We start from the raw sequence: 24,752 nt of genomic DNA on the forward strand, positions 1-24,752 counted from the left end.
AGAGCGCAAGAGCATTGAAAAATAATCTGCAATATGGGGAAAGAGATGCAGGTGAGGGAAAAAATTCTGAAAATTATCCTTGGAAACAAAAAACTTCCTCGGGGAGATTTAAATGTCTGGCAGGAAGAAAATAGATACAAAATCAGTGCAGTTTTCATCTTTTACCAGCGTATAGCTCTAATGGAACAGGCTCTTGAGTGGCTCAGGTGGCAGAATTTTCCTGGGAAGGATCTTGAAATCGTGCTCGTTGAAGACAGAGGTGGAAGCAGGGAAGGCAGAGAGCTTTCTGCCAAATTCCCGGAGCTTTCTATAAAGTATAGTGCGCCACAGGATCCAAATGTGTGGGGTATAACCGGTTCACTTCGTAATTATGGACTGTCTTTAGCTTCTGGGGAAATTGTTCTTTTCTTGGACGACGATACTTTGGTTATGGATAATGATTTTCTCTCTAAGCTGTATGGCTTTTTTGAAAATGATCTGGATCTTATGGCGGTGATTCCCAGAGGTGTCGCTTCATTTTGTCTGATAAAGCCAAGGTATCAGTATCATGATCCTCATTTCTTCACGAGTCGCTGCACTGCCTACAGGCGGCTTGAATGCCTTATACGGCTTGGAGGATTTCGATCTGATTTTGTAGGGCAAGAAGATGTGGAATTTGCTATGAGGTTCCTTGCTATGGGTTTTAAGTATATTACCACCGAGGAGTTAGTCTATTACCATCCGCCTTTACTTGTTCCCAATCTGCGTAAGCCTCAATCTGTGGGATATTCCTTTGCTAAAGCTCCCTATCCCTTTCCCGTTCGCCTTTGTTTTGCTCTTAACGGTAGCAGATGGCTTTACAGGTGGCTTTGCCCTACTTTTAAGAATCGGCAAATGGGGCGTTTCGCTCTCGGTTTTCTGCTTGGCTTTGTCAGAGGAGTTCTAGGACTTAAAAGCACGGCATATATTTGAAAGTAATGCGAAAGTAAAAATCTACTCATGTATCAATCCAACAGGGGAGTAGCACTAAGTTGGGATAGAAGACAACTAAAGGGCGCAGGTAAACATATCTGCGCCCTTAAAGTCAAAGCACCTGAATCGGTGACCTTATGCTACTTGTTGATTCAAAGATGCCAAGAATTTGTTTACTTTTTGATGTAGCTTAGAGATTTCTCTTGCAGCCTTATTTTTGTGAATTGTGCCCTTCGATGCCGTCTTATCAATGATGGACATGGCTTCTTTAAACTTTTCCATAACGAGATCAGGGTTCTTTGCGAGTATAGCCATTTCGACAGTTTTGATGGCTGTCTTCATGCGAGTCTTTCGTGCTCGATTGCGCAAACGCCTCTTTTCGCTCTGTCTGGCTCGCTTTATGGCAGATTTGTGTCTTAACAAGAGCTAATCCTCCCTTATTTTAGAATTTGATGTTTTTCGCCAAAACAAAAACGCACCGCTCCGCCTTTTACCGAGATCAATGTGTCGTTGTCAAGATGATTCCGAAAGACTGTTCGGAAATTATCCTTTATTTGGAATCTTTTTAAGTTCTTACGTTTTGACCACGCTGGAACAAGATCGTTGGTTGAAATAGCGCATCATATGTAGGGGCATGGCATGCCATGCCCCTACGATACGGCAACATCGGGTTATCGTCGCGATTTTTTTCGAACAGCCTCAGATAATTCAGATGATGTCTGAAAAATTACAAGGACACTACAGGGCGCTGAATTTCTGTTTATGTTCCATTTCTTGCCATCTGAGAGTAAAGAAAAAGCAACTGTTCTTCTTCCTCAGTTGAGAGAAGAACCGCAGGACGAACATTTTCAATACAGAGATAATTGGGAGATGTTCCATAGAGGCGGCATATGAAGGGCCTTACGGGGTAAATGGCACATCCTTTAGTTGTTACGTAGGGGCAGGTATTTTCGCCTTCAGAGACCTCAAAGTCGTTAACTCTTCCGGATATACCGTGTTCCTTTAGAAAGGCTTTTATTCTTGAGTCTTCTTCAGGAATTCTTGATGGAACACCAAATTTCTTACAGCATGTAATACAACCTGGGGGACAGGGAACCGATGGGATCATGCTATAAAGATCGTCTATTGTCATGTGAACACCCTCCCTTTTGGCCTGCGTTTTTGTTATTTATCCCGTAGCTTACTTTTCTGCCAGTTTCTGGAGTTCGTCGGCGCGTTCTGTTGCACGTTCAACCGCTTTCATAATTATGCCTCTCAGTCCATTTTCTTCCATTACCTTTAACCCGTGTATTGTTGTCCCAGCAGGGGATGTGACCATGTCTTTTAGTGCGGCGAAATGAAGATCTCGCTGTTTTGCCAGTTCTGCCGTTCCCAGCACGGTAGAAATTACCAGTTCACGAGCCATCGGTCTTGGAATGCCCATAAGCACTCCGGCATCCGTAAGCGCCTCAAGAAAAAGTAAAACATAGGCTGGTCCGCTACCGCTCAGCCCCGTAACGGCGTTCAGAAGCTTTTCTTCCACTTCCAATGCTGTTCCCACAGATTTGAAAATATCCAGCGCGAGTTTCATGGTATCGTCTGTTACATGACGGTTTCTGGCGAGCGCGGAAGCCCCCTGGAGCACCAGAGCCGGTGTGTTGGGCATAACTCTAACGATGGGAATGCCTTCCGGTAGCCTTTCTTCAAGAAACTTTATGGTTATGCCGGCTGCTATGGAAATGATCAGAGGAGTTCCTTTAATGAGAGCTTTCAGGTCGCGTAGAAGTTCTTCCATATTTTGCGGCTTTACGGCGATAATTATGACGTTTGATGTGGCCACTAGATCTTCCAGGCTGTTGCAATGTCTTATTCCAAAAAGTTCGCTCAGTTCTTTTACTTTTTCCTTTATTACGTCGTAGGCGACTATTGATTCCGAAGAGAATACACCTTTTTTAATGATTCCTTCGATTAGAGCTCGCCCCATGTTTCCCGTGCCGATGAACCCGATTATTTCTTTCATGTCTTTCCCCCATTCCTAAGAAAACCAGTTTAAGCGATAAGGACGAAAATTATTGCCCCATTATTTTATTTTGCCCCACCGCCGTTCATAAGTGTTTGACAATCAAGATTAACATCTGTAGGTATCATCTTCACAGATTTCCTGCAACATTTACGACACTAATAGAGACTAAAGGCAGGGCGTCGGTCTAAAGGGATGGAAATAGAAAAAAAGATTAGCTGGCTCACACTGGCTCTGATCCCCGAGCTGGGACCTCGATCACTTTGGAAGCTTTACCAGGCGATGGGGAGCGTTGATGCTATAATCAACGCATCGGAGGAAGAACTCTTTGCCAGGGCTCCTATCAAGCTAAAAACTGCTCGGGCGGTTGCTAGAAAGCAGACGATAAGAGATCCAGAGAATGAATTAGATCTCCTCTTAAAAAAAGGCGTGGATTTTATTACCTGGGAAGATGAAACATACCCGCCTCCTCTTCGCCATATTCCGGATCCGCCTCTTTTCTTGTTTGCCAGGGGATGCTATCGCTCAGACCATGCAACTGCTCTGGCTATAGTGGGAACAAGAAATGCTTCGGTGAAGGGTATTCTTTTTGCGGAAAGACTCGCTTCAGATCTTGCCGCTCTGGGTATTACTGTGGTAAGTGGGCTTGCCATTGGTATTGATTCCGCCGTCCATAGGGGAGCTTTGAAAGCAGGGGGTCAAACAATCGCAGTTATGGGATCTGGTCTTGATGTGCCTTATCCTAGAGCCAACCGCGATCTTATTGATCGCATTGCCGATTCTGGAGTGGTATTTTCTGAATATCCTCTTGGCACTCCACCAGAAAAGTGGCGGTTTCCTCTTCGAAACCGCATAGTTAGTGGTTTATCCATGGGTGTTGTTGTCGTTGAAGCTGGACTTAAAAGCGGTGCTCTTATCACTGCAAGACTGGCTCTAGATCAAGGGCGAGATGTCTTTGCCGTCCCTGGTGCGGTTTCCGATGAAAGATCTGCCGGAACGAATAAACTCATAAAGGATGGAGCCAAACTGGTCGAAGATATAAAAGACATTTTGGATGAGTATCCTTTTTTGCAAAAACTTGCTCCCCAAAACCATGTGGCGGGAAAACAGCCGGTAACACAGATGATAAATAAAAAGGCACATTGCGAAGTGCCTTCTCAGTCTGCTGAAGGCGACGAACTGAAAGTCTTGCAGACTCTGAGTGATAAGCCTCAACATATAGACCACATCTGTGAGAAAACCGGTCTTTCCTGTGCAACGGTTCTTTCTATTCTTACGATGCTGGAACTCAGGGGGTTGGTGCGTCAACTTCCCGGAAAGTATTTTATTAGTGAGAGGCGCTAGTTATGAACAAACCTCTTTTAATTGTGGAATCTCCAACGAAAGCTAAAACCCTTGCTAAGTATCTAAAGGATACCTACGTAGTTAAAGCCAGCAAGGGACACATAAAGGATCTTCCCGAAAGCAAGCTGGGAGTTGATATAGAAAACGGTTTTCGAGCTGAATATCAAATCATTCAAGGGAAGAAAAAGATTGTCGAAGACCTTCGGAAGTCGGCTAAATCAGCAGAAAAGGTATTCCTTGGTCCGGACCCGGATCGAGAAGGTGAAGCTATAGCCTGGCATATTGCCGAAGAAATTTCCCGCAACGGTTCAGCAAAGAATCCGCCTATATACCGTGTGCTATTCTACGAACTTACTCAGAAGGGTATTGCAGAAGCGTTCAAGGCTCCGGGTGATCTCAACCGATACCTTTATGAAGCTCAGCAGGCACGGAGGATTCTCGATCGTCTGGTGGGCTATTTAATATCCCCAATTCTATGGCGCAAGGTAAAAACCGGGCTCAGTGCTGGAAGAGTCCAGTCAGTTGCTTTGAGGCTTGTTTGCGAAAGAGAGCGTGAAATTTATGCCTTTCGCCCTGAAGAGTACTGGACGGTGGATGCTCTCTTTACAAAACAAAACGATGATAAATCTTTCAAAGCCAGGTTGGTGCAGTGTTACGGAGAAAAACGCTGTGATCTTTCATCGGAAGCTGATGCCCAAAAGATAGTTGAATTGTTAAGACACAGGTCTTATGTCGTTAAAGATCTGAAGCAGAAAAAGCAGAAACAGAATCCACCGCCGCCTTTTATAACAAGCACACTTCAGCAGGATGCTTCCAGACAATTGAGGTTTTCCCCCAGAAAAACCATGCAGATCGCTCAACAACTCTACGAAGGTGTTGAACTTCCTGACGCCGGACCCGTAGGACTTATTACTTACATGAGAACCGATTCTACTCGACTGGCTGAAGATGCCGTTAAATCTGTCCGCCAGTTTATAGCTTCTGCATGGGGAGATGCTTTCGTGCCCGCAAAGCCTAACCAGTATAAGGTAAAAACTTCGTCCCAGGATGCTCACGAAGCTATTCGACCCACGGATGTCTTTAGAACCCCCGATTCAGTTAAACCCTTTCTAACTCGCGATCAGTATCTTCTTTATGAATTGATCTGGAAAAGATTTGTTGCCTGTCAGATGAAGCCGGCTGATGTGGAAAAACCCACGGTGGACATTGTGCCAGAAGGGGTTGATGGGTTTGTTTTCAGGGCAACCGGTTCGGTGGTGGTCTTTCCAGGCTATCTCGTCCTTTATCGTGAAGCTACCGATGATGAAACCTCCGAAGAAGGAGATTCTATACTTCCGCCTCTGAAATCAGGTGAATTACTGAAAATGCTCGATATAGGTGCTTCTCAGCACTTTACTCAGCCACCCAGAAGATACACCGAAGCTTCTTTAATTAAGGTGCTTGAGGATTTCGGCATTGGACGTCCCAGCACATATGCCACCATCGTTTCCACGATTCAGGAACGAGGTTATGTGGTGTCTGAAAAAAGGACACTTCGTCCTACAGAACTCGGCTTTATAGTGAACGATCTTCTCGTAAAACATTTTCCCGAAATTGTGGATGTTTCTTTTACTGCACAGATGGAAGCAAAGCTTGATGAAATATCTCGCGGCAATGGATCTCTTATTGAACTGCTCAAGGATTTTTACGATCGATTTAAGCCCATGCTGGATGAAGCTCAAGATGCAATGAGAAATCTGAGAATAGAGGGAATTCCAACCGAGCTTGAATGCCCTAAGTGTGGGACAAAACTTGTGATTAGATGGGGTCGAACTAATGGGCCTGTTGTTGAATGTCCTCAGTGCCGATTCAGGTCGCATTATGAAAGAGGCGAACATGGGGAACTGAGGCTTGTTGCTCAGGAAGAGACCGGGGATGTTTGTGAAAAATGCGGTAAGCCTATGATCGTTAAGCATGGACGATATGGAAGCTTTATCGCCTGCAGTGGATATCCCGAATGTAAAAATACCAAGCCATTGTCTCTTGGTATCCCTTGCCCTAGGGAAAAGTGTTCAGGAGAACTGGTGGAAAGAAGATCCAAACGAGGCAAGATATTTTACGGCTGTAGCGCTTATCCTGAGTGTTCTGTTATTGTAAATGAAAAACCATATCCTAGAACCTGTCCCAAATGTGGTTATCCAATAATGACCAAAAATAACGGCCGAGGCGGAAAAAGCCCTGCTTGGGTATGCTTAAATAAGGAATGTCGTTATCGTGAAGAAATAGAAGAGGACAGTTCGCCGTGATATTCTCTCAGTCTAATCCCGATGCTGCAGTTCTGGTTATAATTGGTTTATTCGGAGCAATTATGGGTAGTTTCTTCAATATGCTTATTTATCGTGTTCCAAGGGGGCTCTCCATATTAGGACCGTCATCTTTTTGCCCTAATTGCACAAAATCACTTCCTTTGTGGGCGAATGTGCCAATCTTGAGTTATCTCTTGCTTCGAGGAAAATGTGCTCACTGTAAACACCCTATTCCCTTAAGGTATCTGCTTGTTGAGGTCATTACCGTTGTAACCTATGTTCTTCTTTATTATAGAAACATCGAATACGGTATCATCCAGTGGTTTATTGAAGCAATTTTTGTTTCCCTTCTAATTGTTGTGACCTTTACGGATCTTGAGACCTATCTTATACCCGACATTTTCTCTATTGGTGGACTTATTACAGGACTCGTGGTTAGTCCCTGGAATAGAGTAGTGACCGTAATGGATGTCTTTCTTGGAGTTTTAATAGGGGGAGGGGTGCTTTTTCTCATTGCCTACGGGTATCAAAAGGTTCGTGGAGTTGAAGGTATGGGTGGAGGCGATGTAAAGCTTCTTGCCATGATTGGAGCTTTTACCGGATGGAAAGGTGCAGTGATGGCTCTCTTTATTTCAGCCTTCACGGGCGCCATCGCAGGTCTTGTTATAATAGGGGTAAAACAATCCAAAAAAGGGGCAAAAAAGATCACTTCTGATAATATTCAAGGCCAAACTGCCCTGTCCACCATGATCCCTTATGGTCCTTTTCTCGCCTTTGGGGGACTGATTGCTCTTATCTGGAGCAGTGCATTCTGGAATTGGTATATCTCCGCTTTTTAGGATTTTTTGATGACCAGGCAGGTTTTTTTCTTACCTTCAGGTATTGCAGATAAAGTCGATGAAGAAATCGTCCTTCCCGCGGATCTTTCTCATCAGATTGTCAGAGTCCTTAAATTGGAAAAAGGGGATTTAATAGAATTAAAAGATGAAAGCGGACGGACCTGGAGAGCTCAAATTACTCATGTGTCAAAAAAAGGGGTTCGAGTTACATTGCTGGATGAAGTCTTCCATGCCGCCGAATCTCCCCTTGAAGTTACGCTGTTTATGGCAATTGCAAGATCAGATAGGGTTGATCTTGCAATACGACAGGCTACCGAGCTTGGAGTCAAAGAAATAGTGCTGTTTCCGTCTGCTAGAAGTCCCTACAGACTCGAGAAGTTAAAAGTTCAAGATAGAGTTTCAAGGTGGAGTAAGATAGCTCAGGAAGCTGTCTGTCAATGTCGAAGGGTAAAAGTTCCCAATATCTGGTATGGAAATGGGCTAGATGAAATTCTTGATTATGCGGAAAATGGTGAAGATTATAACATTTTGAAACTTGTTGCTTCCGAAATGGACGAGTTGCCCGGTGTTGGGGCTTTTTTCCAAAGCGGCATTAAACCTAGTTCAGTAGCTGTTGCTATAGGACCAGAAGGTGGATGGGCAGAAGAAGAACTATCCGCTTTTAAAAGCAGAAAATGGGTTCCGATATCTCTTGGTCCAAGAATTTTAAGGTATGAAACGGCTATGGTAGCAATAGTAGTTTTGTGTCAATTTTTGTGGGGTGACATGAGATAGTCTGGAAATTCCTATCTGAGGAGCGCTACCTGTCTTAAGAGAAGGATAAAATTCGTTCTTTTGCTTTCAAAAGCTAGCTCTATAGGTTATAAGAAGCAAAGAAATTGAAACGTAAAACTTTGAGGAAAGGTTGGGGGAACGAGTTTATTATTGGTGAGAGTGGGAAGCTCTTACCGTAGATCGTTCCTGCTTGAAAGGTCGTAAAAAAGTCTTTCAGGAGGATTGATCCATGAGATGTTCCAAATGTGGTTATATATCTTTTGATTATCTAGATAATTGCAAGAAGTGTGGTGCATCTTTAAGTGCGATTAGATCCGAGTTGTGTCCCTTTGAGGCTCCCCCAAAGGACTTTTTTGTATGGGAATGGCTGGGGCTTGGAGTAGGAGCCGATCAGATAGCCGAAACTATCGCTTCTCCTAGGGTATCTCAGCAGATAGAAATGGCAGTGCCCCTGGAGATTTCACTGGAAGATCAGACTGAAGAGATTATCATCGATGATGAAGCTATTTTGGAGATCGAAAGTGAAGGACCTGTAGAGGCTGAACTGCCATCTAGTAAAGAGCAGGAGGGACTCTCTGGTGAAATATCACTTGAACTAGAAATCCCCCTTGAGAAACAGGAATTAGTCCTGGAAGAGACTAAAGAATCTTTGGAAGTGGAAAATCTAGAAATGGTAGCTCTTAAAGAAGAACCGGGGATTACTGAAAAACGACCTGAAATGATCGAAGTGGGAGAGTCACTTGACGCTGTTCAACCTTTAGAAGATAAGCAACCTGAGATTGAAGTATCTGCGCGAGAAGAGAAGGAAAAGGAAGAGGAAGTTGACGAAATTCTTTTGGACGAGCTTGATAAAATACTTGAAGAGGAAAAATAAAAGACAATCTTTGCAGATTGTAGAAGATCAGCCTGATTTTCTGAAGTTGGACAATTCCGAAAGGAAGATGAGTCCTCCGATAATCATGGGGACGAGGTAGTATAAAACCCTGTAGATGAGAACGGCTACAAGGCTTTTTTCGTATTCGAGTCCCAGCAGGTAAAAGATACTTACCATTGAGCCTTCCATAATCCCCAGTCCACCGGGAATAATGGCGATGATAGAAGTAAAAAGACTTACGCAGAATCCAATGGCAAGAATACCAAGTTTTGCTGGGCAATGAACAGCCAAGAAAGATGTTTTTAAGCAAGCGAACATAAATATCCAATCTGCCAAAGCATATAAGCTGGCATAGAGAATCTGCCTGATATTTTTTACTACGAGATCCATGCTTTTGTTAAAGTTTTCAAAGGTGGATTCTAATAGTTCAGCCTTTCTTGCAAGAAGTTTAATACGAGTAGATACTCTATGGTAAAGTCTCATTAAGAAATTTAATGTAGCAAAACGCACTGAAGCATTTACTATGAAGAAGCCCATCCAGATAAAAGTTGCCATAAGAGCCGCAATGACAACCCACGCAATCCATATCAGAATGTCTTTTTTAGCCATACCGAAGCTGTAATGGCTGTAGAAAACTGTGAAACCAGCAAAGATGAAAAAAACGGCTATGGTATTAGTAAAAAATCCATGGATGAGAGATAGGGAGAGCGTATGTGATGGAAGAATCTTTCTTCGCGAGAGAAGGTAAATTTTTATCGCAAGACCGCTTATTCCACCTATGTTTAGAGCGTAATTGGCAACTGTTGAAACTAGAGCTATATTGAAAACATCAACCGGCTTGAGGTAGTAGTGCAAAGCGGTCAGAAGGCTCTGGAGAACTCCGGCTATACAGATATAGCTCGCCATGGCACAGAGAAAAGATAGTGTTACCCACAGCCAGTTTAGTTCTTTCAAATTGTGGTAGAAAAGTCTGATGTCTGCATGATGAAAAGTTACCCATAGTATGAAAATTCCAAAGATTAAAGAAATCGAGATGCGCAGGTTTTTTCTTATTTGAGCCAAAGAAAGTTCCTCCACAATCGAACAGTTCTTGTTGTTTAATAAGATGGGGAATCGCTACCTGGTCCTGGCATAGTTTTGGTTGGAGAGTTACCCAGCTAATAGTTATATTATCCAATAGATGGTTTGCCATTGTTTTATTGAGCATTTTAAGCATATTGAGTATAGTTTTAAGTTCGAGCGGTTACAAGGAAAAACTTAAGTCTTTAGCAAAAGGGGAATTACTTGAACGCCTGGCGCAATCCGGTTATCAGGTTTTTCTTTACATGTTGGAAATGGTGCCGGTTGGAAAAGCTTTCTCTCGTCTGGCAATTTAGTATTCCGTTTGTTGTGTTAGCAACTCTTGGTACCTGTTTTCTTCTGTCCATTGCTATTAGAGCTCAGGATGTTTTAATGAGCCGCTACGAAGAGCGGCTTCTTATGGATGCCTATAAAGTATTTAACAATCATATTAACCAGAAAGGTTTATGGGCTCTTAGTCTTGCCAAGACATTTGCAGCAAACGAAGAAGCCAGGAAATGCCTTAAAAATGGAGACCGTGAACGGCTCAAAAAACTGTTTCTTCCCACATATCAAGATGTTGCCGAAAAGTTTTCTATAGCCCAATTTCACTTCCACACTAAGGACGGAAAATCCTTTCTTAGACTTCAGTCTCCTAATATCTACGGTGACGATCTGATTTCCTACCGAAAAATGATCCAGGACGTGCATCGAACAAAAGAAGGGGTTGCTGGTGTTGAAAAAGGAGTAACTGGGCTTTCTATCCGAGGTGTCGCTCCCATAATGGAAGAACAGGAATTGATAGGAACAGTGGAAATTGGCTTCAGGCTGGATTCAGCTTTTCTTGTCGCCCTCAAACAAAACATTTTCATGGAAGTAACTTTGCTTGCTATTTCGGGAACAAAAGAAACACTCGGCGTTCCACATTTTTCCTTCCAGCCTCTTGCCACAACTTTACACCCTTTCTTTGATCCTGAATCTCCAGAATACAGTCAAGTTTACAATGATGATATATACTTGCAGCGCTTTGCGGAAGATAATGGACGTTATTTTAGAGTGCTAATTGCACCTTTTAGGGACTATAAAAATAATGTTATCGGAATAGTTGAAATCGCCTTTGACCGCTCACCGCAGCTTGCAAGAGCTAAACACTACCTTTTATGGATGATTTTTCTTGGGATCGTTGGTGTAATCCTTTCTGTATTCTCTATATATGTCGTTAGCTACTCATTTACTCGCCCTATCGTAGAAATGATAGAATTTGCGATAAAGATTTCTTCAGGTCGTTATTCGGAAAGGCTAAGCATTCGTCCCGGAGGGGAGTTGGGTATTCTTGCCGACGCTCTAAACGACATGATCATATCTCTTGATGAATCCCGGAGAAAACTTGAAGAATATTCCCAGAAACTTGAAGAAATGGTCAGAATTAGGACTAGAGCCCTTGAAGAATCGGAAGAGAAATACCGAACTCTCGTTGAAAATGTGCCTTTGGTGGTTTACCGTGCTCTTCCTGATGGAAAAATTGTGTTTATAAACCACCACATAGAATCTCTGGTTGGGCTTCCGGTGGATCAGGTGCTTGCAGATCGGAATTTTTACAAGGAAAAGGTAGCTCCCGAGGATAGACATAGAGTCTGGCCTCTTATGGAGCGATGCCTTAAAGAAGGCATAGCTTTTTCTGTGGAGTATCGTATTAACAACCATCTGGGTAAAACTCTCTATGTCAGGGAGCAGGCTCTGCCGGTTGTGGATGAAAACGGAGAGGTTGAAATCATCGATGGGTTTATTGCTGATGTGTCCGATCGTTACCAGCTTCAACAGCAAATGATACGAACCGAGGAATTGAAAACCCTGAGCGAGATTTCAGCACGACTTGCTCACGAGATTCGGAATCCTCTCGCTGTTGCGGGTGGCTTTACCAGAAGACTCCTTAAAGATTTTCCTTCTGGCACAGAACAGTCGAAAAAGCTGGAAATCGTTCTTTCGGAAATTCGCAGGCTTGAAGAGATACTTTCCAAAACAATGGATTATCTGAAACCTTTCGAAATTTCCAAAAAACCCGTGGAAGTTAAGAAATACCTTGAGCAATTCTTTAATAATTATAAAAGCCTTTTTGACAAAAAAGGAATAATTTGGAGTCTATCTATACCCGACGATCTGCCCGTTGCGATCATTGATGAAGAATTGATGGAACAGGGGCTTCGATGTATTGTAGCAACCCTTGTGGTTTATGCAGCAAACAGAGCAAGTTTTTCGTGCGTAGCAAGAAAGGAAAATCAATTTCTCTATCTGGATTTTACTGTTGAACCTGCCTTAATTTCTGATGACGACATGGAACATTTCTTTTATCCTTTCACCAGGCATCAAGAAGAAACCGAGATTATGGATTTGCCCATTGCAAAAATCGTGATTCATAAGCATGGGGGCTGGGTTGATATTTCCAGAACCAGCGAACAAGCAATGAAGCTTACAATCGTTATGCCTTTGTAGTTTTTCTTATTTATAGTCCGCCAATGGCTTTATAACTATGATCCACCAGATCCAAAGTTTTTGCTTGATGAGGCGAAAGCTGGGGTAGAAAGTTAAAATATTGCCGATGGCGGACTATGACCTCCAGGTTTATTCTACTTGAAATAATTTAGCGCCTTTCTAGGAATAAAGAAAGTCTTACCGTTGTCAACAATCACTCCCGGCAGTTTAACAATAGAACCGTTAACCTCTATAATGTTTTTGTTAACTGGAAATTTTGCCGCTGTTTTGCCTTTGGTAACCACGAAAACGGGGTTTGCTGGATTGGTGGAATCCTTGCTTATGTTGGCTCCTAAAGTGGTTAAATCCTTTGCTGCTGAAGTCAATAACCTGTTTGTTGTAGCAGCAAGATCCAGGCCCATGGCTTTTTCCATATATTTTGCTATGTAGGTATTCTCTATGACTCCGGTCAAGCGCTTCTGCCTGGGAGGTGCATAAATGTAAAGCACGACATCCTCACCGGTGTGACCATTAGTTGTCCATCCGATGTGAGCTCTTTTACTAATTATGGGTCCCGCAACATAATTAAATTTGCCAGGTTTTGCATCTTGAAGCTTTTTCAACTCTTCTTCTGTGAGATCTGAAATTCCATAATAGGTTGCCATAACATCCTTTATATTGCTCCGATCCTGGTTAAGTTTCTTTTCCAGTCCTTCCCCCGTTAGCTTGGCTTTTTTTAGCGGATCAATAAATGTAGATAGAGGCAGAGTATCATAATTTTTACTGGTTTCTTGATCGCCTATGCTGATTCCACCATTACCATGGTCAGCTACTGCTATAACAATAGTGCGTCCATCTTTTTTGGCGAAGTCTAGAGCTACCTTCACGGCTTCGTCAAAAGCTAGAATATCGCTAATAACACCCACAGGATCATTCGCATGAGCAGCCCAGTCAATTTTGCTTCCTTCTACCATTAGAAAAAATCCTTTAGGATTTTTGGAAAGCACTTCAATAGCCTTCTTGGTCATTTCAGCTAAACTGGGTTCTTTTTCTGGATCTCGGTCAAAGTCATAACTTAGATCCTTCGGAGCAAACATTCCCCATATCTTGTTAGCAGTTGACTTTCGTAGAGCTTCGGGTGTGGTTATATAATCATATCCACTAGCTTTAATGATCTCAAGAAGGTTTTCTTTGTCTCTTCTTTCTTCAGGAGATAGAAATTTATACCCTCCAGCCAATACCACATCTATTCCGGCATAGACCTGCTGTTCCAGTATATCATCGTAGTTGTTACGGTCGGCAACATGGGCTGAGAAAGCCGCTGGGGTAGCATGAGGAAGTTCACAGGTGGCAACTAATCCTGTTGATTTTCCAGCTAGCTTTGCCGCTTCAAGGATTGTTGCAACAGGTCGTCTTTTGTCTTCCTCTGTTATTGGCTTTAGACCCGGCATTGTATTTTCGTCGGGTAGGATTCCTATGAAACCTGTGTGGGACTTAAACCCGGTTGCATAGGCTGTGCCGGCAGGAGCGGAATCAGCTATGGCTGCATCAGCTGAGTAGGTTCTTACCAGTCCAGAAGCCATTTCGTCCATTGCGAGAGGTGAACCTTTATACCAGCGGGCAAGAGTTGTTCCAGAAACGCTCATTCCATCGGGTATCATCAAGATAACGCTTTTAACATTTTGAGCACTTGATGTGGATAAAGTGCAGGTTAACATGATGAAAAGTATCATCAAAAAAAGAACAACTTTTTTGTGGCTTGTTTTTTTCATGCTAAACCCCCGTTGTTAATTGTTGATTGTTAATTGTTAATTATTAGCGGATCGAATTTACTAAGCATTATTTGTCCATTTTGTGATTCGTTAGTTAATTTTTTGTTAATTCTACCATGGAGATCTCGCTTCAAAAAGGAAGTAGAGCATCTTTACACAGGGTTTTGTAATCATTGAAAGCATTAAAATAATCTCAAAAATTTTGCTTGACTATCTTCGGAAAGCGTTAATAATATCCATGTCAATATAGGAAATGGTGTTCCAATATGAGAAACGATAAGATGTCATCCCTTGATAAGGCTCTTAGGATTCTTCAGGCTTTTTCTCTCGAAAAGCCTGAATGGGGCATTCGTGATCTTGCCGCTCAACTCTCTTTTAGCCCAGCAACAGTTCAACGACTGGTCACTACTCTAAAAGTTCACGGTTTCCTCGATCAGGACGATTCGACCAAAAAATATCGTCTGGGGCCAATCTATTTTCGGTTCGTGGAAGTCCTTCAAAGTCAGTATCCCATTCTGAAGGAAGCTCTTCCTCTTATGCGAATTCTTTGTTCTGATACTGGCGAAACTACACACCTAAACGTAATTGACGGCAGGGAAAGGCTTTGCATCCACAGCATAGAGTCACCCCAATACCTTAAAGCCAGTATGCCCGTCGGCAATCGATCACCACTTTATGCTGGGGCGTCTTCGAAATGTTTACTTGCATTTTCACCGAAGGAATTCATAAAAAACTATCTTGATTCTATCGCTCTTACTCCCCTTACTTCCGCCACCATTACCAACATTGATACACTCTGGAAAGAACTGGATTTGATACGTTCCCGAGGCTTTGCCACTAGCACTGGAGAGCGAACTCCAGGGCTTTGTTCTATAAGTGTCCCAATTTTTGGTTATGGCGGGAGTTTCATAGCAGCTTTAAGCCTTGCTGTCCCTTCAGTGCGCTTTAATGACGACGAACATAGAGCGATGTGTCTTGAGAAACTTCTAAAGACCGGTGAAAAGCTTTCTCGCAAAATGGGTTACGGTGGGGAGTATCCACCCACCGTTGAACCGTTACGATAAGTCTTTGGTATTAGCGGAAATTTTAAGAGAAGCGAGGAGGTGGTTTTAATGGAAAGCAGAAGGAAGGCACTGGAGGGAATAAGGGTTCTCGATCTTAGCAGAGTGCTTGCAGGACCTTACTGCACTATGATGCTTGGAGACCTTGGGGCTGATGTCATTAAAGTTGAGCGTCCGGGTGAAGGTGATGAAACTCGTGAATGGGGACCACCCGATGCTGCCGGAGAGTCGGCTTATTACCTGTGTGTAAACCGCAACAAAAGAGATATTACCGTTGATCTTAAAACTCCCGAAGGACGGGAAATTATTAAAAAGCTCGCTGCCCGGTCTGATATTCTTGTCGAAAACTACAAGGTCGGCACATTGGCTCGGCTTGGGCTTGGATACGAAGACATAAGAAAAATAAATCCGGGCATCATCTACTGTTCCATTACGGGCTTCGGTCAGTATGGTCCTTACAAGGATAGACCCGGTTACGATTTCATAATCCAGGGCATGGGGGGGATAATGAGCATTACGGGTGATCCCGACGGACCTCCCATGAAGGTTGGAGTAGCAATAGTAGATATCACAGCCGGACTTTTTGCCTGTTCATCCATCCTTGCGGCGCTTTATCACAGAGAAAAAACCGGGGTTGGTCAGTATATAGATATTTCTCTTCTTGATGCTGTCGTTGCCTGGCTTGCCAACGTAGGAAGCAACTATCTCATCTCTGGAGAATTACCAAAGCGATATGGCAATGCTCACCCGAACATTGTCCCCTACGAACCTTTCCAGGCTAAGGATGGCGTGTGGATTGCCTTAGGTGTAGGAAACGATCGTCAATGGCGAGAATTCTGCCGCCTTGCAGGGCTTGAACATCTGGCAGAGGATCCTCGCTTTGCCACAAATCCTCAGCGGGTTATTCACAGAAAAGAGCTTATTCCCATCATTGCTGAAAAGATGCGAGAACGGACATCAGATGAATGGCTTGATGAGCTTGACAAACTGAAAATCCCCTGCGGCCCTATTAATACTCTAGATCGAGTCTTTGCCGATCCACAGGTGAACGCTCGCGGAATGGTTGTGGAAGTGCCTCATCCCAAGGCTGGTAAAGTCAAGCTTGTAGCAAGTCCGATGAAGCTTTCCCTTACACCATGCACCGTCGAAAGACATCCTCCACTGCTTGGAGAGCATACCGAAGAGGTTTTGCAAGAACTGGGCTATTCTTACGAAGAAATCAAAGCCCTGAGAGAAAAGGGGGTTATATGATTAAAGCCTTATGGATTTTAGTTACAGGATCTATCGGTGTCTTCATAGGAATGGCTGCTCTCTATCTGGCTATAAAGGCTCTTTCAGCGATTGTCAGTCGTTTTGGTGAGGAGAAAAGCAATGGAGCATAATTTCGTTACGGAAATGATCTATTCCTCTGGAATCTTTGGTCTTTCTTTAGGCAACGTAATCATGTGGATTATCGGAGGAACGCTTATATATCTCGCCATTGCAAAAAAATTTGAACCTCTTCTCCTTCTTCCCATTGGGTTTGGCATTCTTGTTGCCAACCTTCCACTTACCGATCTTATGAAGCCCGGTGAAGGACTTATATGGAGATTTTATCATTACGGCCTTCAGTGGGAAGTAATCCCGCCCCTTATTTTCCTCGGACTGGGAGCACTTACTGATTTTGGTCCTCTTCTCTCAAGACCTTCTCTTATTTTTCTCGGTGCCGGCGCTCAAGTTGGAGTTTATATTACTTTCTTTTGTGCCAGACTTATGGGATTTAGCTTAGAAGAATCTGCCGCTATCGGGATTATTGGCGGAGCTGATGGTCCCACAACGATTTACATTACCAGTAAACTCGCTCCCCATCTTCTTGGAAGCTGTGCTGTAGCAGCCTATTCTTATATGGCTCTGGTGCCGATTATACAGCCGCCCGTGATAAAACTTTTAACTACAAAAGCAGAGCGGCAAATTGTGATGAAAAAATCGCGACAGGTGTCCACTAGAGAACGCATTATGTTTCCCGTAGTGGCAACTCTGGTTGTGGTTCTCCTGTTCCCTTCCTCGGCTCCTCTTATGGCTATGTTTATGTTGGGAAACCTTTTCCGAGAATCAGGCGTTGTAGAGCGCCTTTCCGGTGCTGCTCAGAATGAACTTATGAATATTGTTACCATCTTCCTTGGAGTCTCTGTTGGAGCCACAATGAATGCTTCAACATTCCTTAAGCCCCAATCACTGATGATATTCTTTCTTGGAGCCTTTGCTTTTGCTTCCAGCACCGCAACGGGTGTCATTGTAGCAAAGATTATGAACCTTTTTTTGAAGGACAAGATCAATCCCATGATTGGAGCTGCGGGGGTGTCGGCAGTTCCAATGTCAGCCAGGGTTGTTCATTTGATGGGACAGGAAGAAAACAAAAAGAACTATCTTTTGATGCATGCAATGGGTCCTAACATAGCAGGAGTTATCGGAACAATTATAGCTGCGTCGATTTTTATTGGAGTTCTTAAATAACATTAAAGAGGAGGTTTGAAAATGGGTTGTAAGGTGCTTGCTCCGATGGTCGGAAAAATCGTCAAAATTAAAGTCAAAGTGGGCGATAGAGTGGAAGAAGATCAGGAAATTATCGTGATGGAATCAATGAAACTGGAATCGAGTATTTTCGCACCCTGCAGCGGCGTAGTTAAAGAAATAAAGGTTTCTGAAGGGGACAGAATAGAAGAGGATGATCTACTCGCTATCATTGAATAAAGCGAAGTTACTCAGTCCAGGATTGAGTGAAACTCAAAGGGGGTGAAGGTATGATTTTTGAGCTGACAGAAGAACAAAGAATGGTGCAGGAGCAGGCCAGAAAGTTTGCGGAAACGGAAATCCTCCCTACACTCGAAGAAGAAGAAAAAAATCATGTGTTTGTGAGGGAACGAGTCCGTAAAATGGGGGAACTTGGTTTCTTTGGGTGCTGTATTCCTGAAGAATACGGCGGAAACGGGATGGGCTTCCTGGAATCGGTTCTCATGACGGAACAGATTGCAAAGGTGTCCCCTTCCTGGCGACTGCCCTTTAATATGCAAAACATAGGTCCTGCTTTGACCGTTGCCGAATTTGGAACGGAAGAACAAAAGCAAACCTGTATTCCCAAGTGGGTATCAGGAGAATGGCTTGGTTTCTTCGCAATTACCGAACCTAACGCAGGTTCTGATGTGGCGGGAATGCGAACTACTGCAAGAGACGGTGGAGATTGCTGGATCCTTAATGGACAGAAAATGTGGATTACCAACGCTCCTGTGGGTGATGTGGGACTTGTTTATGCCTACACCGATCGTGAGAAAAAATATCAAGGGATGACTTGCTTTATTGTGGATATTCGCAACACTCCCGGAATTGAAACTCGAGCTATTGAAACTAAACTGGGATTGCCCTGTTCCCCCACTGGTGAAATTATCTTTGACGATGCTCGCATTCCCAAAGATGCTGTGCTTGGCAAGGTAGGAGATGGTTTTAAGATATGCATGTGGATGCTAAATAACACTCGTCTTAGCTGTGCTGCCGGAGCCCTTGGCGTAGCGGGTGCATGTCTGGAAGCCGCAATTAAATACTGTAACGAACGCACTCAGTTTGGTCAGCCCATAGGAAAATTTCAGATGATTCAGGCTCAGATCGCCGAAATGGTTGCAGAACACGAAGCCGCAAAACTCCTAGTTTATCAGGCGGCTTATCTAAAGGATGCGAAAAAACCTAATCAACTTCAAACATCTATTGCCAAGTATTATGCTTCGGAAGTAGCTGTCAAAGCGGCTAACGAGGCCATGAAGATTTTCGGCTCTTACGGATTTTCTACCGAATATCCTATCGCCAGGTTCTATCGCGATGTTAAATCCTATCAAATTGTTGAAGGCACATCCAACATCCAGAAACTCGTCATCTCAAGTATTGCTCTCGGTTATCAGCCGAACCGTTAAATCTGGTCATTTATCACTGGGGAGGGAAAAAGTTTATGGTAAAGAGCTGGAAGGAGCTTATTGAGGAACTGGAGGCAAGGAAAGCTCATCTCAGAGAGGGCGGGGGGAAGGAATTACAGGAGAAGGAGCACGCCAAAGGCAAACTTACGGCACGAGAGCGTATAGATTTGCTTTGTGATCCTGGTAGCTTTGAAGAATATGATCTTTTTGCAACTCATATTGGGCGAGATTACGGGCTGGATAAAAAAGAACTTCCAGCCGATGGCGTGATTATTGGTCTTGGGAAAGTTAATGGCAGAGGGTGCATGATCTACGCCGAAGATTTTACTGTTGTAGCTGGAACTTTTGGTGAGCGGCACGGTAAAAAGATTTGCAAGATCATCGACATGGCAAGAACCTATGGCTATCCTGTGGTTGGTATAAACGACTCTGGTGGAGCTAGAGTGACTGAACAGATGGGAGCTCTGTCTCAATACGGCCAACTCTTTTATCGCCATGTGCAGGCATCGGGGGTCGTTCCTCAAATTGCTCTCATTATGGGGCCTGTTGCAGGTGGACAGGCTTATTCTCCTGCTCTTATGGATTTCATATTCATGGTTGATAAGACGAGTTCCATGTTCATAGCCGGTCCGCCTCTTGTGGAGGCAGTGGTTTATGAAAAGACGGATGAACAGTCTCTTGGGGGCCCTGAAGTCCATGCGAGGATCACTGGAGTTTCGGACGGCACATGGGCTGATGATCGAGAATGTCTTGCCAGGACTCGAGAACTTCTTTCCTACCTGCCTCTTAACAACAAAGAAAAACCCCCTTATAGAACTCCAGATGATTCGCCAGATCGCCGGACTCCAGAACTCGAAGAGATTATTCCTACGGATCAAAAGAAACTTTACAATATGAGAAAGGTGGTAGAAGCGATTGTCGATAAGGGTTCTTTTTTCGAAATCAAAAAGGACTTTGCGACCAATCTCATCATAGGCTTTGCCAGACTTAACGGTCATGTGGTCGGGATTGTGGCAAACAACCCGTTAAAATATAATGGAGCTCTCGATTACAACGCTTCCGATAAGGGATCACGCTTCATCAGGTTCTGCGATGCTTTTAATATTCCACTTATTAATCTTCAGGATGTGCCGGGGTTTCTCATCGGAACAAAATCAGAACATAATGCAATCATCCGTCACGGCGCAAAGATGCTTTACGCTTACGCAGAAGCAACCGTCCCCAAGATTACCTGTGTGGTTAGGAAAGCCTACGCAGGTGGTTACCTCGCTATGTGCAGCAAGGATTTAGGAGCTGATATTGTATATGCCCTGCCCACTGCAGAAATCTGCCTTATGGGTCCTCAAGGGGCTGTGAATATACTATTCAGGAAGGAAATAGCCGCATCACCTAATCCGGAGGAAACTCGAGCGGCTCGAGAGGCTGAGTTTATGGCAAAGTATGTTAATCCGACCTATGCGGCAAGCCTTCAGCATGTGGACGACATCATTCAGCCTGCTGAACTCAGGATAAAGCTCATTAAAGCTCTTGAAATGACCCTGAACAAAGTGGAGAAATCACCTGACAGAAAGCACGGCATTACGCCGGTGTAGGTTGCAAACAAAACCTGGGGGAAAACTTGATCCCGCCAGGTTTTGGCTTTTTCAGATACTCTTTTCCGCTAGTCGAACAAATCGTCTGAGAAGAAATAAACATCGATCACAAAACAAGATTGGAAGTCTATCAAGCATATCAAGGCGGGAACTGAATTTCATCAAGCAGTTTTCGTCGTCACAATGGTAAAGCGAAAAAACGTGACCTGTCTCATGGAGAACCACCTTGACTATTCGTTCGTAAAATACATTTTCAGGCACGGCTTCCCCTATCTCGCCTCTGTGGAGTCTTGCTGTAGAGACTATGGCTGTTTTGCCTCCTAGTTGAGCTTCGCCAAAGACATAGGTGAACACTGGGATGCATATATCAACGCTGGTGATACCCACAATACAGGCATGATTTGATGATACACTCTCAAGCGCTTTCAGGATAATTCCTGCATCGTATTGTCGGCGGTCCAACAAAAAACTTTCTTCAGGAATTTCAATCTTCCCGATAATATCAACGGGAACGTCAAGCACTCCCTGAATAGAAGCCGAAACAACTTTTGGAATAAGAGTTCCCAGCTTGCCGACGCTAACTATACCAATGATTACGGGTCGCTTTGTGATCATTTTACTCTGTGCGACTGGAGGGAGAGAGTTGATACTTCTTTATCTTGGCATGGAGAGTCGTGCGGTTTACGCCGAGAATTTTGGCTGCCCGGCTTATATTCCAGTCGGTTTCCTGAAGAATTTTCTCAATGTGGTGACGTTCGACCTCTTCTAGAGATTTGGGTTCTTCTGATACATCGTAGATTGGTTTATGGCGCATGAGGAAGGCGAAGTCTTCTTTGGTAAGCACTCTGGATTTGGCAAGCACTACGGCTCGTTCTACAGCATTTTCTAATTCCCGGACATTACCGGGCCATTCGTAAGATCCGAGAAGATTTAGAGCGTCCTTGGATATTGTGGTAACGAGCTTGTTGGTTTCTCGCCGGAATTTCTGTAAGAAGTGCTGAGCAAGAAGAGGAATGTCTTCTTTCCTTTCCCTAAGAGGTGGCACTGGGATTTCGATGACGTTTATACGAAAGTAAAAATCTTTGCGGAACCGTCCCTGGCGAATTTCTTCTTCGAGATCTTTATGCGTAGCGGAAATAAACCTGAAATCCACGGGTATATATTCGCGTCCACCCACCCGCTGAAAACGTTTTTCTTCGAGGACGCGGAGAAGATCAACCTGCATTTTGAGAGGAATTTCGCCTATCTCATCAAGAAATAAAGTTCCACCGTGAGCTATTTCTAAGCGACCTTTACGAGCTTTGATAGCTCCAGTAAATGCACCTGCTTCGTGTCCGAATAGCTCAGTTTCCAGCAAGCTTTCAGGAAAGGCACCGCAATTTATAGCGATAAAAGGCCCAAAGCGTCTGGAACTCTTTGCGTGAATAGCTTTTGCTATGAGTTCTTTACCCGTGCCAGTTTCTCCTCGAATTAGAACAGGTGAATCAACAGTTGCCACTTCTTCTATCATTTCAAAAAGTTTCTGCATGCAGGGTGCTGCTCCAACCAGTTCTTGGTAACGGGTGCGTTTGGATACCTGTTCTTTAAGAAAAATATTTTCGTCTATAAGCTTTTTCTGCTGGAGTAGTTTTTCAACAAGAAGAACGAGGTGTTCGGGTTCAAAAGGCTTCATTAGATAGTCGCTTGCCCCGAGTTTCATGGCTTCCACAGCGTTTTCAACAGATCCGTAAGCGGTAATCATTACAACTAGAGTGTTAGGGTAAAGTTCTTTCAGGCTTTTCAGCACGTCTATGCCGCTCATGTCGGGCATTTTGATATCGAGGAAAACAAGGTCGTAATCTTTTTCCTTCAAGCGTTTTAGGGCTTCCGTCCCGGTTGATGCCGAATCCACATCATAACCGCCCTTTCGGAGCCATCCTATTAGAGATTCCCGCACAATCAGTTCGTCATCAACGACTAGGATACGAATGTGGGCCATGAATATTTCTCCTTAGCTAATAAGGTCGTCCACTTTAGGTTCAGCACAGGGTAGCCGCACAATGAAATCTGAACCCTTCCCGGGTTCGCTTACAACATAAATGCTTCCTTTGTGCTCCTTAATGATTCCGTAAACCACCGAAAGACCAAGCCCTACACCTTTTTCCTTGCCTTTTGTGGAAAAAAACGGCTCGAAAATCTGCGAGATAAGTTCTTTTGGGATTCCTACGCCGGTATCAATAACGTCAATACGTATCTGATTTCTCGAACTCTCATAAGCACTTCTTATGGTTAGAGTTCCGCCGTTGGGCATAGCTTCGACGGCGTTAAAGACGAGATTTATAAGGCATTGCTGGATTTGTCCTGGGTCGCCGTAAACCTGGGGAAGGCTATCTGCAAGGTCGGTTACAATGTTTATTTGCTGTAAGTCCATTTTGTGTTTGCTAAGAAGTATTACCCGCTGGATGAGTTCATTTACGTCGAAGTAGCGGCGTTCCATCTTTTGCTGGCGGGCGAAGGAGAGAAGGTTACTTACTATGTTACTGCAGCGAGCCGATTCCTGATCTATAAGCTGGAGATAATATAAAAATTGCTGGCGTTCGGCATCGTCAAGGGGTGTGGAATCTTCAAAACGGTTTTTCATGAGTCGAGCAAGAGCATGAATGCCGGAAAGAGGATTGTTAATTTCATGAACCGCACTTGCGACGAGCTTTCCAAGAGCGATCATCTTATCTTCGTGGATAAGCCGAGCAAGGTCTTTTTTAAATGCTCTTGTCTTCTGTTCGACCTTTTTTTCTAATTCATCCGTAATATCTCTGACAATTTCCAGAACTGCTTCGACATTTCCCTTGGGATTCTTCAATGGAACCGTGCTGATTTCGCAATATCTTACAACGTTATTTCGATCCACATGTTCATGAATAGCATGTCCGGTTCCACCTGTTTCTATGCATTCCTTCAAAGGACAGTGGACGCCGTGGGCGTTGCAAGGTTCGGCAAAGCGGTGAGTGATCTGATAGCAGGGTTTTCCAATGACGTCTTCTTTTCTCATACCAAGCCATTCCAGAAGAGCGTCATTTACATCGAGAACCTTCATGTCAGGTTGCATAATCATTACCCGGTCTCGTATGCTTGAGAAAATCGTTTCCACGATACTCTCTATAAGTGCCAGTTGTCGCTCTCTAAAAAGCCGTTCTTCCTGGAGTTGTATCAGATCTATAAAAAGGCGAGATATGGTTGTTCCAAGGACTTTTACGGTCGGATGTCCTCCGTTGGCAAACTCTTTAAGAAGTTCTTCCCGACCTGTTAAATCTATAACCAGATCAAGTTCCGGGACCCCGTAAAGTTCCTTTGGATCCCCTAGAGTAGGGATATTTTTTTCTTTGGCGAGTTGCACTCCCACGGCTTGGTCGTTAGGATCAACCACAGCAACGATTTCGGCATTAAGCCATGGAAACCTTTCTGCATCTATCATCTCGAGTAGTGATCTACAACGCCTTCCACCCCCGATGATGGCAATTCTCATCGGCTTTTTGTTATTTTCCCCTTCGTTCCGAATCAATCTTTGTTGATCTGGCTGTGATGATGCAGGAAGGATTTTTTCTGATCTTTTTTTGGAACTACTTTTAGCCCGTCCCATCAGATTTTGATTCCTTTTTGTTGGAGTTTTCCAGAGTGAAGCAATTTCCATCACTCTGTATAAAAATTCAACACTTTTTAAGGCTCTTTTGTCAACTTTGAATTTGGGTTTTCCCTGTAAATACTTGGTTTTGACGGACTTAACTTTTGTGGCACTGATATTGCTAAAGATAAGATCGG

The 24,752-nt window shown here is 43.8% G+C and carries 22 protein-coding genes; 14 read left to right on the forward strand and 8 right to left on the reverse strand.

Going from position 1 to position 24,752, the window contains the following annotated elements:
* Window positions 1–45: 45 nt before the first annotated feature.
* The gene (locus WHS38_03890) at window positions 46–951 is read left to right on the forward strand and encodes a glycosyltransferase (GenBank protein MEJ5300109.1); all 906 of its coding nucleotides are present in this window, start codon (window positions 46–48) and stop codon (window positions 949–951) included.
* A gap of 135 nt (window positions 952–1,086) precedes the next feature.
* On the opposite strand, the gene rpsT is transcribed toward WHS38_03890, so the two are convergent.
* The 3 genes from rpsT to proC all read right to left on the reverse strand — a co-directional run bounded on the left by rpsT (window position 1,087) and on the right by proC (window position 2,950).
* Window positions 1,087–1,374 carry a 30S ribosomal protein S20 gene (rpsT, locus tag WHS38_03895; protein ID MEJ5300110.1) on the reverse strand — a complete coding sequence of 96 codons (288 nt, stop codon included), beginning with the start codon at window positions 1,372–1,374 and terminating at the stop codon, window positions 1,087–1,089.
* Between the two features lie 337 nt (window positions 1,375–1,711).
* Entirely contained in the window at window positions 1,712–2,083 is a 372-nt protein-coding gene (locus WHS38_03900; GenBank protein ID MEJ5300111.1) for a YkgJ family cysteine cluster protein, read from the reverse strand.
* A 48-nt stretch (window positions 2,084–2,131) separates the two neighbouring features.
* Window positions 2,132–2,950 carry a pyrroline-5-carboxylate reductase gene (proC, locus tag WHS38_03905; GenBank protein ID MEJ5300112.1) on the reverse strand — a complete coding sequence of 273 codons (819 nt, stop codon included), beginning with the start codon at window positions 2,948–2,950 and terminating at the stop codon, window positions 2,132–2,134.
* 195 nt (window positions 2,951–3,145) lie between these two features.
* Between proC and dprA the strand changes: the two genes are divergently transcribed.
* The 5 genes from dprA (at window position 3,146) to WHS38_03930 (ending at window position 9,066) form a co-directional block, all read left to right on the forward strand.
* Window positions 3,146–4,294, forward strand: coding sequence for a DNA-processing protein DprA (gene dprA, locus WHS38_03910; GenBank protein ID MEJ5300113.1), 1,149 nt, complete (start codon window positions 3,146–3,148; stop codon window positions 4,292–4,294).
* A gap of 2 nt (window positions 4,295–4,296) precedes the next feature.
* The gene (gene topA / locus WHS38_03915) at window positions 4,297–6,579 is read left to right on the forward strand and encodes a type I DNA topoisomerase (protein ID MEJ5300114.1); all 2,283 of its coding nucleotides are present in this window, start codon (window positions 4,297–4,299) and stop codon (window positions 6,577–6,579) included.
* On the forward strand, window positions 6,576–7,418 hold the full coding sequence (locus WHS38_03920; GenBank protein MEJ5300115.1) for a prepilin peptidase: 843 nt from the start codon (window positions 6,576–6,578) through the stop codon (window positions 7,416–7,418). Before topA ends, WHS38_03920 begins: the two co-directional genes overlap by 4 nt.
* Window positions 7,419–7,427: 9 nt before the next feature.
* Window positions 7,428–8,192 carry an RsmE family RNA methyltransferase gene (locus WHS38_03925; GenBank protein MEJ5300116.1) on the forward strand — a complete coding sequence of 255 codons (765 nt, stop codon included), beginning with the start codon at window positions 7,428–7,430 and terminating at the stop codon, window positions 8,190–8,192.
* Between the two features lie 229 nt (window positions 8,193–8,421).
* Complete coding sequence (locus WHS38_03930; GenBank protein ID MEJ5300117.1) at window positions 8,422–9,066, forward strand: hypothetical protein; 645 nt, start codon at window positions 8,422–8,424, stop codon at window positions 9,064–9,066.
* Between the two features lie 27 nt (window positions 9,067–9,093).
* Here WHS38_03930 and WHS38_03935 read toward each other — a convergent pair whose 3' ends face one another.
* On the reverse strand, window positions 9,094–10,128 hold the full coding sequence (locus tag WHS38_03935; GenBank protein ID MEJ5300118.1) for a flippase-like domain-containing protein: 1,035 nt from the start codon (window positions 10,126–10,128) through the stop codon (window positions 9,094–9,096).
* A gap of 222 nt (window positions 10,129–10,350) precedes the next feature.
* Here WHS38_03935 and WHS38_03940 point away from each other — a divergent pair, with 222 nt between their 5' ends.
* Window positions 10,351–12,615, forward strand: a complete 2,265-nt coding sequence (locus WHS38_03940) for a cache domain-containing protein (protein MEJ5300119.1) — start codon at window positions 10,351–10,353, stop codon at window positions 12,613–12,615.
* Window positions 12,616–12,749: 134 nt separating this feature from the next.
* On the opposite strand, the gene WHS38_03945 is transcribed toward WHS38_03940, so the two are convergent.
* Window positions 12,750–14,366 (reverse strand): alkaline phosphatase, encoded by a 1,617-nt coding sequence (locus WHS38_03945; protein ID MEJ5300120.1) that lies wholly within the window; start codon window positions 14,364–14,366, stop codon window positions 12,750–12,752.
* 266 nt (window positions 14,367–14,632) lie between these two features.
* Between WHS38_03945 and WHS38_03950 the strand changes: the two genes are divergently transcribed.
* The 7 genes from WHS38_03950 to WHS38_03980 are packed head-to-tail and all read left to right on the forward strand — an operon-like array spanning window position 14,633 to window position 20,957.
* Complete coding sequence (locus tag WHS38_03950) at window positions 14,633–15,430, forward strand: IclR family transcriptional regulator (GenBank protein ID MEJ5300121.1); 798 nt, start codon at window positions 14,633–14,635, stop codon at window positions 15,428–15,430.
* Between the two features lie 48 nt (window positions 15,431–15,478).
* On the forward strand, window positions 15,479–16,678 hold the full coding sequence (locus WHS38_03955) for a CaiB/BaiF CoA-transferase family protein (protein ID MEJ5300122.1): 1,200 nt from the start codon (window positions 15,479–15,481) through the stop codon (window positions 16,676–16,678).
* A complete protein-coding gene (locus tag WHS38_03960; protein ID MEJ5300123.1) occupies window positions 16,675–16,809 on the forward strand; it encodes a hypothetical protein in 135 nt (44 codons plus the stop codon). The genes WHS38_03955 and WHS38_03960 overlap by 4 nt, the downstream gene beginning before the upstream one ends.
* Window positions 16,799–17,920 carry a sodium ion-translocating decarboxylase subunit beta gene (locus WHS38_03965; GenBank protein MEJ5300124.1) on the forward strand — a complete coding sequence of 374 codons (1,122 nt, stop codon included), beginning with the start codon at window positions 16,799–16,801 and terminating at the stop codon, window positions 17,918–17,920. The genes WHS38_03960 and WHS38_03965 overlap by 11 nt, the downstream gene beginning before the upstream one ends.
* 21 nt (window positions 17,921–17,941) lie before the next feature.
* Window positions 17,942–18,157, forward strand: coding sequence for an acetyl-CoA carboxylase biotin carboxyl carrier protein subunit (locus WHS38_03970; GenBank protein ID MEJ5300125.1), 216 nt, complete (start codon window positions 17,942–17,944; stop codon window positions 18,155–18,157).
* A 50-nt stretch (window positions 18,158–18,207) separates the two neighbouring features.
* Window positions 18,208–19,365 (forward strand): glutaryl-CoA dehydrogenase Acd, encoded by a 1,158-nt coding sequence (gene acd, locus WHS38_03975; protein ID MEJ5300126.1) that lies wholly within the window; start codon window positions 18,208–18,210, stop codon window positions 19,363–19,365.
* A gap of 35 nt (window positions 19,366–19,400) precedes the next feature.
* On the forward strand, window positions 19,401–20,957 hold the full coding sequence (locus tag WHS38_03980) for an acyl-CoA carboxylase subunit beta (protein MEJ5300127.1): 1,557 nt from the start codon (window positions 19,401–19,403) through the stop codon (window positions 20,955–20,957).
* A 51-nt stretch (window positions 20,958–21,008) separates the two neighbouring features.
* On the opposite strand, the gene WHS38_03985 is transcribed toward WHS38_03980, so the two are convergent.
* The 3 genes from WHS38_03985 to WHS38_03995 are packed head-to-tail and all read right to left on the reverse strand — an operon-like array spanning window position 21,009 to window position 24,573.
* Window positions 21,009–21,572, reverse strand: coding sequence for a hypothetical protein (locus WHS38_03985; protein ID MEJ5300128.1), 564 nt, complete (start codon window positions 21,570–21,572; stop codon window positions 21,009–21,011).
* A 1-nt stretch (window position 21,573) separates the two neighbouring features.
* Window positions 21,574–22,935 carry a sigma-54 dependent transcriptional regulator gene (locus WHS38_03990; protein MEJ5300129.1) on the reverse strand — a complete coding sequence of 454 codons (1,362 nt, stop codon included), beginning with the start codon at window positions 22,933–22,935 and terminating at the stop codon, window positions 21,574–21,576.
* Between the two features lie 12 nt (window positions 22,936–22,947).
* Window positions 22,948–24,573 carry an ATP-binding protein gene (locus WHS38_03995; protein ID MEJ5300130.1) on the reverse strand — a complete coding sequence of 542 codons (1,626 nt, stop codon included), beginning with the start codon at window positions 24,571–24,573 and terminating at the stop codon, window positions 22,948–22,950.
* Window positions 24,574–24,752 lie beyond the last annotated feature (179 nt).

Source organism: Thermodesulforhabdaceae bacterium (genome assembly GCA_037482015.1).
Taxonomy (GTDB): domain Bacteria; phylum Desulfobacterota; class Syntrophobacteria; order Syntrophobacterales; family Thermodesulforhabdaceae; genus JAOACS01.